The 7,868-nt window shown below is 54.9% G+C and carries 6 protein-coding genes and 1 pseudogene; 2 read left to right on the forward strand and 5 right to left on the reverse strand.

Translation table 11 applies throughout. The annotated features are described in order from the left end of the window. Positions 1-795, forward strand: a 795-nt coding sequence (locus NW829_RS08695) for a hypothetical protein (protein ID WP_414416891.1), incomplete at its 5' end; no start/stop codon positions are given. A gap of 40 nt (positions 796-835) precedes the next feature. Here NW829_RS08695 and ispD read toward each other — a convergent pair. The 5 genes from ispD to NW829_RS08720 form a co-directional block, all read right to left on the reverse strand. Beyond that, on the reverse strand, positions 836-1,543 hold the full coding sequence (gene ispD / locus NW829_RS08700) for a 2-C-methyl-D-erythritol 4-phosphate cytidylyltransferase (RefSeq protein WP_414413363.1): 708 nt from the start codon (positions 1,541-1,543) through the stop codon (positions 836-838). 40 nt (positions 1,544-1,583) lie between these two features. After that, positions 1,584-3,059: an ammonium transporter gene (locus NW829_RS08705; RefSeq protein ID WP_414416892.1), complete on the reverse strand. Its 1,476-nt coding sequence runs from the start codon at positions 3,057-3,059 to the stop codon at positions 1,584-1,586. Between the two features lie 209 nt (positions 3,060-3,268). Beyond that, complete coding sequence (locus NW829_RS08710) at positions 3,269-4,681, reverse strand: ammonium transporter (RefSeq protein WP_414416893.1); 1,413 nt, start codon at positions 4,679-4,681, stop codon at positions 3,269-3,271. 154 nt (positions 4,682-4,835) lie between these two features. After that, positions 4,836-5,174, reverse strand: coding sequence for a P-II family nitrogen regulator (locus tag NW829_RS08715; RefSeq protein WP_011430352.1), 339 nt, complete (start codon positions 5,172-5,174; stop codon positions 4,836-4,838). A 151-nt stretch (positions 5,175-5,325) separates the two neighbouring features. Further along, complete coding sequence (locus tag NW829_RS08720) at positions 5,326-6,741, reverse strand: IctB family putative bicarbonate transporter (protein ID WP_414413358.1); 1,416 nt, start codon at positions 6,739-6,741, stop codon at positions 5,326-5,328. A 942-nt stretch (positions 6,742-7,683) separates the two neighbouring features. Here NW829_RS08720 and NW829_RS08725 point away from each other — a divergent pair. Next, positions 7,684-7,868: pseudogene (locus NW829_RS08725) on the forward strand (DNA polymerase III subunit delta); the annotation flags it as partial.

A 7,868-nucleotide genomic window follows, 5' to 3' on the forward strand; every position in this document is an offset into this window, starting at 1 on the left:
GAAAGATTGAGAGAACATCAAGAGGCCCTCCGGCAGTGGGAAGCAGAGCGCGAAGATCTAAAAAAAATCCATGAAGAAAACCTGAGGAGGTACCAAGAGACCGACCTGCGCCGGTGGCAGGAAGAGTGTACGTCCATCAGAAGAAGGCATTGGGAGAAATATCAGGAAGCTCTACGGCAGTGGGAAGCAGAGTGCGAAGCCATTGAAAGAGAACACCGAGATCAGGCTATGGAGCTTATTGCTAATCAAAGGGTCCAGTATCCTGATACAGTTTCTGATGCTCGCTGCGGAAGATTTGATAACTTCCTTCGAAATGCTTTGATGAGACAATTGGAAAGTCTAGAGAGAGATAGCTTTAAAGTTACTCTGCTTCCAGAGAGGTCAGCTGTTAGCATAGAGCAGTCTAGTGTCCGGTGCTATACCCCTGATATCGCAATGCAGGTATCTAGAGATGGAAAAAGATCACTCGTTTTACTCATTGACATTGAAATTGATGAGCCATGGTTTCTTGAAGGTAATCTGTGTAGGCCAGCCCATACTGTGAATGATCCTAAGCAAAGTAAGCGTGATGCTTATCTAGCGGATAGAGGCTGGGTTGTAGTTCGGTTCTCAGAACGGCAAGTTTATGAAGAAAGTGAAAAGTGCATTAATCTCATCTTTTGCTTGGTTTCAGGTGTCTTGGGTGCATTAGATTCTAAACAGCCAGACTTATCATTTTCATTTCCAACGGACCACAAGAGATGGGGTGATCAAAGTGCTCTTAGTGAACCTAGATTTCCTCCTTCCTACTTTTAATTCCCAAGGTTGAGACTGGCCCTACCGGGATTGAATTGAGCTAACGCGCTGGTCCGAGACGCTGCTGCAGGATTTGTGCGGCCAGCAACACATCCAGGGGGGTGGTTAGCTTCAGATTGGATTCCTCCCCTTCGACGATGTAGACTGGCCAACCCAGCTTCTCGAATAGGGCTGCATCATCGGTTACCTGCCAACCCTGGGCCAGAGCCTCCCGATGGGCTTGCCATAGCATCGACAGGCGAAACCCCTGCGGCGTTTGCGCTGCCCACAGCCGGCTGCGTTCTGGGGTTGACCGAATTTGGATCCCTTTTGGGCCTGCCTCAGCGACTTTAATCGTGTCCTTGACAGGGATCCCCGCGATGAGACCATCCACCTGCTGCAAAGCAGCACTACAGCGATCGAACAACTTAGGGGTAGCCAGGCAGCGGGCCCCATCGTGGATCAACACCCGCTCTACTGTTCCCAGGTTATAGAGATACTCAACCCCCCTGTAAACCGACTCCTGCCGCGTCGCCCCCCCTTGTAAAAGCTGCACCGGCGTGGACAGATCCATTGCCGCCAGGATCTGCTCGATGGCCGGCCAATCGCCGGGTTGGGAGAGAATGCCGATCCACTCGATGGAGCTGGCTCGATCCGCAGCCTGCAACGTCCAAGCCAAAATCGGCTGACCCAAGAGCGGCAGCAACAGCTTATTGACCGCAGCCCCCATTCGCTTGCCGCTGCCAGCCGCCGGGATCAGAAGGTGCATGGGATCCAAAAGTGCATCCAACCGGATCCCAGTGTACTGCTCAACCTTCCAACTCTCCCGAAGCAGTGACAAAGTCAGGGTAGGCAATGTTGCCGTGCTCGCCAATATCCAAGCCGGCCAACTCTTCTTCTGCCGAGACGCGCAGACCGATGGTGCCCTTCAAAATCAAAAACAAAGCCAGACAACAGATAAAAGACCATCCTCCCAGGGCAATAACCCCCAGAATCTGTACCGGCAACACCGCCCAAGTCACCCCCGCTTCCGCATGGGCAAACCACGGGATCCCTGCAGCAATGACCCCCCAAGCGCCGCACACCCCATGTACCGACACCGCCCCCACCGGGTCATCCACCTTCAAGGTGCCCTCGATAAACAGCACCGACAACACCACCAACACCCCGGCCACCGAGCCGATAAGGATTGCCCCCAAAGGATGAACAGTGTTGCAAGGAGCAGTAATGCCCACCAGCCCCGCCAGTGTCCCATTGGCTGCAAACGTCATGTCCGGCTTGGTAAAAATGGCCCAGGAAGTACAGAGAGCGCCGATGGCTCCTGCCGCCCCGGCCAAATAGGTATTGAAAGCAATCCAGCCAATATCAGGAATCGCTGCCGTTGTAGAGCCGGCATTAAAGCCAATCCAGCCCAGCCACAGGATCAACGCCCCCAACATGCCCAAGGGTAAGCTATGCCCGGGAATAGCCCGCGGCTCCCCATTGGGACCATACTTGCCCAAGCGCGGCCCCAACACCAAAGTTCCCGCAAAAGCTGCAGCCCCACCCACCAAGTGCACCACCCCCGACCCGGCAAAGTCAATGTAGCCCAGGTTTTCCAGCCAGCCGGCTGTACCACCGTTGTAGTCGGCAAACAGGCCATTCCAGGCCCAGCCCCCGGAAATCGGGTAGATCGCCCCAGAGATGACGATGGAGTAAATCAAATAAGCCAAAAAGCGGGTGCGTTCCGCCATTGCCCCGGAGACAATGGTGGCAGCGGTGGCGGCAAACACCAGTTGGAAACAGAAGAACGTGAAAGGCCAAGCATCGTTTTGACTGCCGGCTTCAGCTCCCTGTTGCCAGTTGAAAAAAAACCAGTTGGTGCCCAAAAAACCGGCCACATGGGATCCGAACATCAGCCCAAACCCCAAAAACCAAAAAGCGCAGGCCCCGAAGCAGAAGTCCATCAGGTTCTTCAGGACAATGTTGGTAGCATTTTTAGCCCGCGTGAAGCCCGCCTCCACCATGGCAAAGCCCGCCTGCATGAAAAACACCAGCGCCCCGGCCACCGTTGTCCAGACGATGTCGGCATGGTATTGCTGAGTTTTCAGTAAGGTTTGTAGCTCAGCCCAAGCCTCGGGTGGGAGAGCCTGTTCCAGAGCCGTGAGATCCGTCTGGGCCAGAGCAGGCGGGGCAACCAAACTTCCCAACCCCAGCAAAGCTCCAACCCCCAGCAGGACTTTCCCCCCTGTCCTCAAACCCAAAAGGATCCCCTGCCGAAGACGAGAGAAAACAGTCTCACCCATCTGACTTTTCATCTCGATTCCAAGTCCCACACCTCGATTTTGAGCTATTTCTCCCCTCCTACCCGTAACCACCTACACCAATGCCACCAAATACATCAGCAAGCCATAAAAGAGAGGGCCAGCCCTGACCCTCCCTTTTGATGCTCATTTGATGCTCAGTTCAGCAATGCTCCGATCCGGCAACCCCAGGTCAGACCGAGCACAATGGCTCAAGATTGCTCCGAATCGGTGGCAGCAGTAACGAAGTCGGGGTAGGCCACGTTGCCATGCTCGCCCACATCCAAACCGGCGATCTCTTCCTCGGCGCTGGTGCGCAGGCCGGTTACAGCCTTGAGGATATAGAACAGGATCAAGCAGGTAATAAAGGGCCAGAGGAAGTAGGCCAGAGCGCCCACCACTTGTACCCCAAATTGGGCCCAGGTGACCTCTTCAGCATAGTTGGCATTGGCAAAGAAGGGGATCCCTGCTGCCAACACCCCCCAGATACCACAGGTGCCGTGTACCGAAATCGCGCCCACCGGGTCATCAATTTTCAGCACCGTATCCAGGATCACCACCGAAATCACCACCAGAATCCCGGCCACCGAGCCGATGATCAGAGCACCCAAAGGATGGACGCTATCGCAAGGGGCAGTGATCCCCACCAAGCCGGCCAGGACACCGTTGGCGGCAAAGGTCATATCCGGCTTGCCAAAATGAACCCAAGAGGTGAACATCGCCCCAATTGCTCCAGCCGAAGCTGCCAGCAGCGTATTCATGGCAATCCAGCCAATATCGACAGAGGCTGCAGTGGTGGAACCGGCATTAAACCCGATCCAGCCCAAGGCGAGGATAAACACCCCCAACATCCCCAGCGGCAGGTTGTGGCCGGGAATAGCCCGCGGTTCTCCATTAGGGCCGTACTTGCCAATGCGAGGGCCAAGCGCGATCGCACCTGCCAAGGCCGCAGCGCCCCCTACCAAATGCACCACCCCCGACCCGGCGTAGTCGATGTAGCCCAGATTTTCCAGCCAGCCGGCTGTGCCGCCGTTGTAGTCGCCGAACAGCCCGTTCCAGGCCCAACCCCCAGAGATGGGGTAGATTAGCCCAGAAATAACGATGGAGTAGATCAAGTAGGCCAAGAACTTGGTGCGCTCTGCCATGGCTCCGGAAACAATGGTGGCGGCAGTGGCGGCAAACACCATCTGGAAGACAAAGAAAGTAAAGGGCCAGCCATCTGCCTCGTAAGCCTGCTGCCAGCCAAAAGCAAACCAGTCAGTGCCGAAGAAGCCAGCACTTTTGCCGAACATGAGGCCAAACCCGATGAACCAGAAGGCGCAACAGCCCATGCAGAAGTCCATCAAGTTCTTCATCATGATGTTGGCGGCGTTCTTGGCGCGGGTAAAGCCCGTCTCTACCATGGCGAACCCCGCCTGCATGAAGAACACCAAGGCTGCTGCCACGATCGTCCAAACAACGTCAGCGTGTTTCTGAACTTCCTCGGCCTCTTGAGCAAAGGCAGTTCCCTGGCCGAATAGAAAAACCAGCGCAGCCATTAGAGCGGCAGTCAGACTCCACTTGGCCGGTCGCCAAAGCCACTGGGGCACCTGGCTCTTGAGGTTTTGGATCATTGTCGTACTCATGCTTTTCGACTCACCTAAAGTGACAGTACTTCTCGCAACACATTACCCGAAAAGTAGGGCAAGAACACCTCATCAGATATACAGCAAAAGAGACATGAAGCAAACTCACACGAGGCTCAGGCCGGGCAACCCAAACCCTGAACGTGATCCCTTCTCATAGGGCATCTTGGTTGAGTTCGCCAGTGCGGATGCGGATGGTTTTTTCGACGGGGCTGATGAAAATCTTGCCGTCCCCAATTTCGCCGGTGCGAGCCGCTGCAATCAGCTTCTCCACCACCGTATCCACCAGGTCATCTTCGACCACGATCTCCACTTTCAGCTTTTGTAGGAACTCTACCGTGTACTCGGATCCCCGGTAACGCTCGGTTTGTCCCTTTTGCCGGCCAAAACCCCGTACTTCACTTACGGTCATGCCGACAATCCCGGCATTGACCAAAGCAATTTTGACCTCATCCAACTTAAATGGCCGGATCACGGCCTCGATTTTTTTCATCTGCCTCCTGCACCCTGAACAGTTCCGCTAATTTCTAACACTACCAACACCTGTGAATTGTAAAAACAGATACATTTTTTATCTCCTACTGAAGATGCTTACCACTCTGGGTTGGCTCCCGTCAAGACTGGAAGGTCAAGCTTAAGCTACCCTAACGGGAGGAAGCCTCCGATGGGGTCTCACCAACATCCACGGGCGGCTGAGGGCTAAGAGAGGCCAAGCTGGCTGTAATGAGCGCTACCGCAAGCCACCACAGCATTTGTACCTGTGGACGATACCAGATGGTATCCACCAAGCCGTGGACCATCATGCCGGTGCAAGCGGCCAAGCCCGCTGCCACCCACAGACCCTGGGGATCCCGCAAGTTGAGCAAAGTTTTCCAGCATCTCCAGCCGTGATCCCAGAGCACCAAGAGGAACCAGGCGAAAGTTAAGGAGCCGATGAAGCCAGTCTCTACGGTGAGCTGCAGCGGCACTGAATAGGCTCCAAGGGCGCTGAAGTTGCCTCGTTGGTAGAGGGGATAGACGCGGTTAAAGGCAACATTACCGGGGCCGATCCCCAAGATGGGAAAGTCGCGGATCATCTCCAGCACCGCCGCCCAGACATTGAGGCGAAAGTTGTTGCTGGTATCCAACCGCCCCCAAAAAAGGCTCTGCACCCGCAGCCGCAGGGAGCGTACCGTCAGGATCCCGAGCAACAGAGCAGCCCCCCCTCCGCCCAACAGGGCCGGCAAGGCCCAACGCCGCCAGCGGGCTGGCAAATCGACAGAATGCCACTGTGCCAACAGCACGACCATCAGGGTGAGCATGGCCAGCCCCCCAATCCAGGCGCCACGACTGTAGGTGAGCAACAGGCAAATCAGGTTCACCGCCGTCGTAAACCCGGCCAGGAGTTTCGCTCCCCAACTGGGCCAAATCCAAGTGGCGGCCAGCCCCAGAGGAATGACCGGGATCAAGTAGCCCCCATACAGATTTGGATTGCGCAGATAGCTGTACACCCGCGTCAGACCCGCCAAACCCGACTCCGGATCCACCCAGGTGGCCAGTTCCGCTGCCCCATATAAGTATTGCCGCAGGCCATGGATCCCCATCACCAAGCTGACCAAAAGCAGGGATCCAACGATCCCATCTCGGAATTGGGGTTTGCGCAGCAGACGATGCAACAACAGATAACCAGCCAGGTAGAGAGTCAACTTCAGCCAGCCATCCCGTGCTGCGTAGGCAACCGGAGAGAGAATCGTTGCCAAGGTGGCAATTCCCCAGAAAAGGACCAGGGGCAGATGCAGCGGCAGCCCAATCGGCATTTCCACCAAAGCGCACAGGCCCACCAGAGCAGCCATAGCCAGCAAAATCAGGCCCAGGATGCCGGTGGAGCTTTGTGCAGAGAAAATCCAGTAGAGCAGCACTAGCCCCAGGCCAATCCGGTCGGAAGTTTGAACCAATATGCTGCTCTTCCCCCAACTTTGCAGGGATCCCAATAGACGACCCAAAAGGCTTCCCTGCCACCAAGCCTTGATGGGAAAATCGCGCAGCAGAAAACCGTGCCACCGTTGCGTTGCTCGTTCCATAACCCTCCGGAGCCTGTTGGGCACAAGTTCATACGCCCCAAGTCACCTTCCGATTGCGTCGGTGGGACGAAGTTCTAGCTTATATCCCCAGAGGCAAGGAGACAACGAAGAAGAGCGCAACCTCTTATCGCGCCAGCCGGACAAAGTACCCCTCAACAAAAACAAAGAACCGGCTGACTCACAAGACTCTACAAGACAAAAGGCATCGAAGAGTTATCAAAGTTGGGTTTTCAATCTTAAGAACAAGTCTCTGTAAAAAGCAAAGAAGAACAGCAGGAAAAACTACAAAAAGCTCTATCTCAATCTTCAATCAAATGTTGGATTGCCGCAATCGAAGATCTCCTGACCTACCACAGACCGATTCTCAAAAGATTCTTCAGGCAACACAGGCTAACACTTGACCTTGAGATCCTCTTTCACCTTCGGCATTAGGAGAAGGGATTTGATCGCCTAAGCGGGATCCAGACCAACCTTCCTTGGCTCTAACTGCGTTCTGGGAATTGGAGTTGGAATAGTGAATCTGAATACGAGTAGGACGGCCCAGACCCAGGGCGGATCCCATGCAACGGGCTAAGATTTGCACCTTAAACTCAAACTCGCCAATGCCATCCATAATCTTTAACCCTGCAGTCTCTGCTCCTAATTCAACTGTAGGAGAAGGTCTACGAAACCTCTTCAGTGGGAATACAGAACTTTTTGAGCTGCGGAGACTTCTGGATTATGAAAGTTATGTAAAGATGCCTTTGTTTTCGCCAGACAGGGCGAGTACTTGACCTATTCTTAAACAACTTGAGTCAAGCTGGGCTCGGTATCTTCACTTGGACTGACTCCCTCCACCAAGTTGAGCAGGGATCCCAGCCAAACCGCTTAGACAAGGGGAACTGACCTACGCAAAATGGAGGAAGTAGGGGAAAAGCATCTCGTAAATCACTCGGTCGAAGCGTGCCCGTTTACCTGTACTGGGGAGATGACACCTATCGCCTGATGCAGGCGGTGCAGCAGTTGCGCGACCAAGTGCTGGATCCCCACTGGGCTGCTTTTAACTACGATCGCCTGCCGCCGGAATCCACGATTGCCGGGCTCAACCAAGCCATGACCCCGCCGCTGGGATCCACCGCCCGCTTGGT

This window comes from Synechococcus sp. R55.8 (assembly GCF_047461895.1).
Lineage (GTDB): Bacteria > Cyanobacteriota > Cyanobacteriia > Thermostichales > Thermostichaceae > Thermostichus.

What these genes read in the sequence shown, in the direction of transcription:
- ispD (WP_414413363.1), bottom strand. Translation starts at nt 1,543, where the DNA reads ATGCACCTTCTGATCCCGGCGGCTGGCAGCGGCAAGCGAATGGGGGCT.
- NW829_RS08705 (WP_414416892.1), bottom strand. Translation starts at nt 3,059, where the DNA reads ATGGGTGAGACTGTTTTCTCTCGTCTTCGGCAGGGGATCCTTTTGGGT.
- NW829_RS08710 (WP_414416893.1), bottom strand. Translation starts at nt 4,681, where the DNA reads ATGAGTACGACAATGATCCAAAACCTCAAGAGCCAGGTGCCCCAGTGG.
- NW829_RS08715 (WP_011430352.1), bottom strand. Translation starts at nt 5,174, where the DNA reads ATGAAAAAAATCGAGGCCGTGATCCGGCCATTTAAGTTGGATGAGGTC.
- NW829_RS08720 (WP_414413358.1), bottom strand. Translation starts at nt 6,741, where the DNA reads ATGGAACGAGCAACGCAACGGTGGCACGGTTTTCTGCTGCGCGATTTT.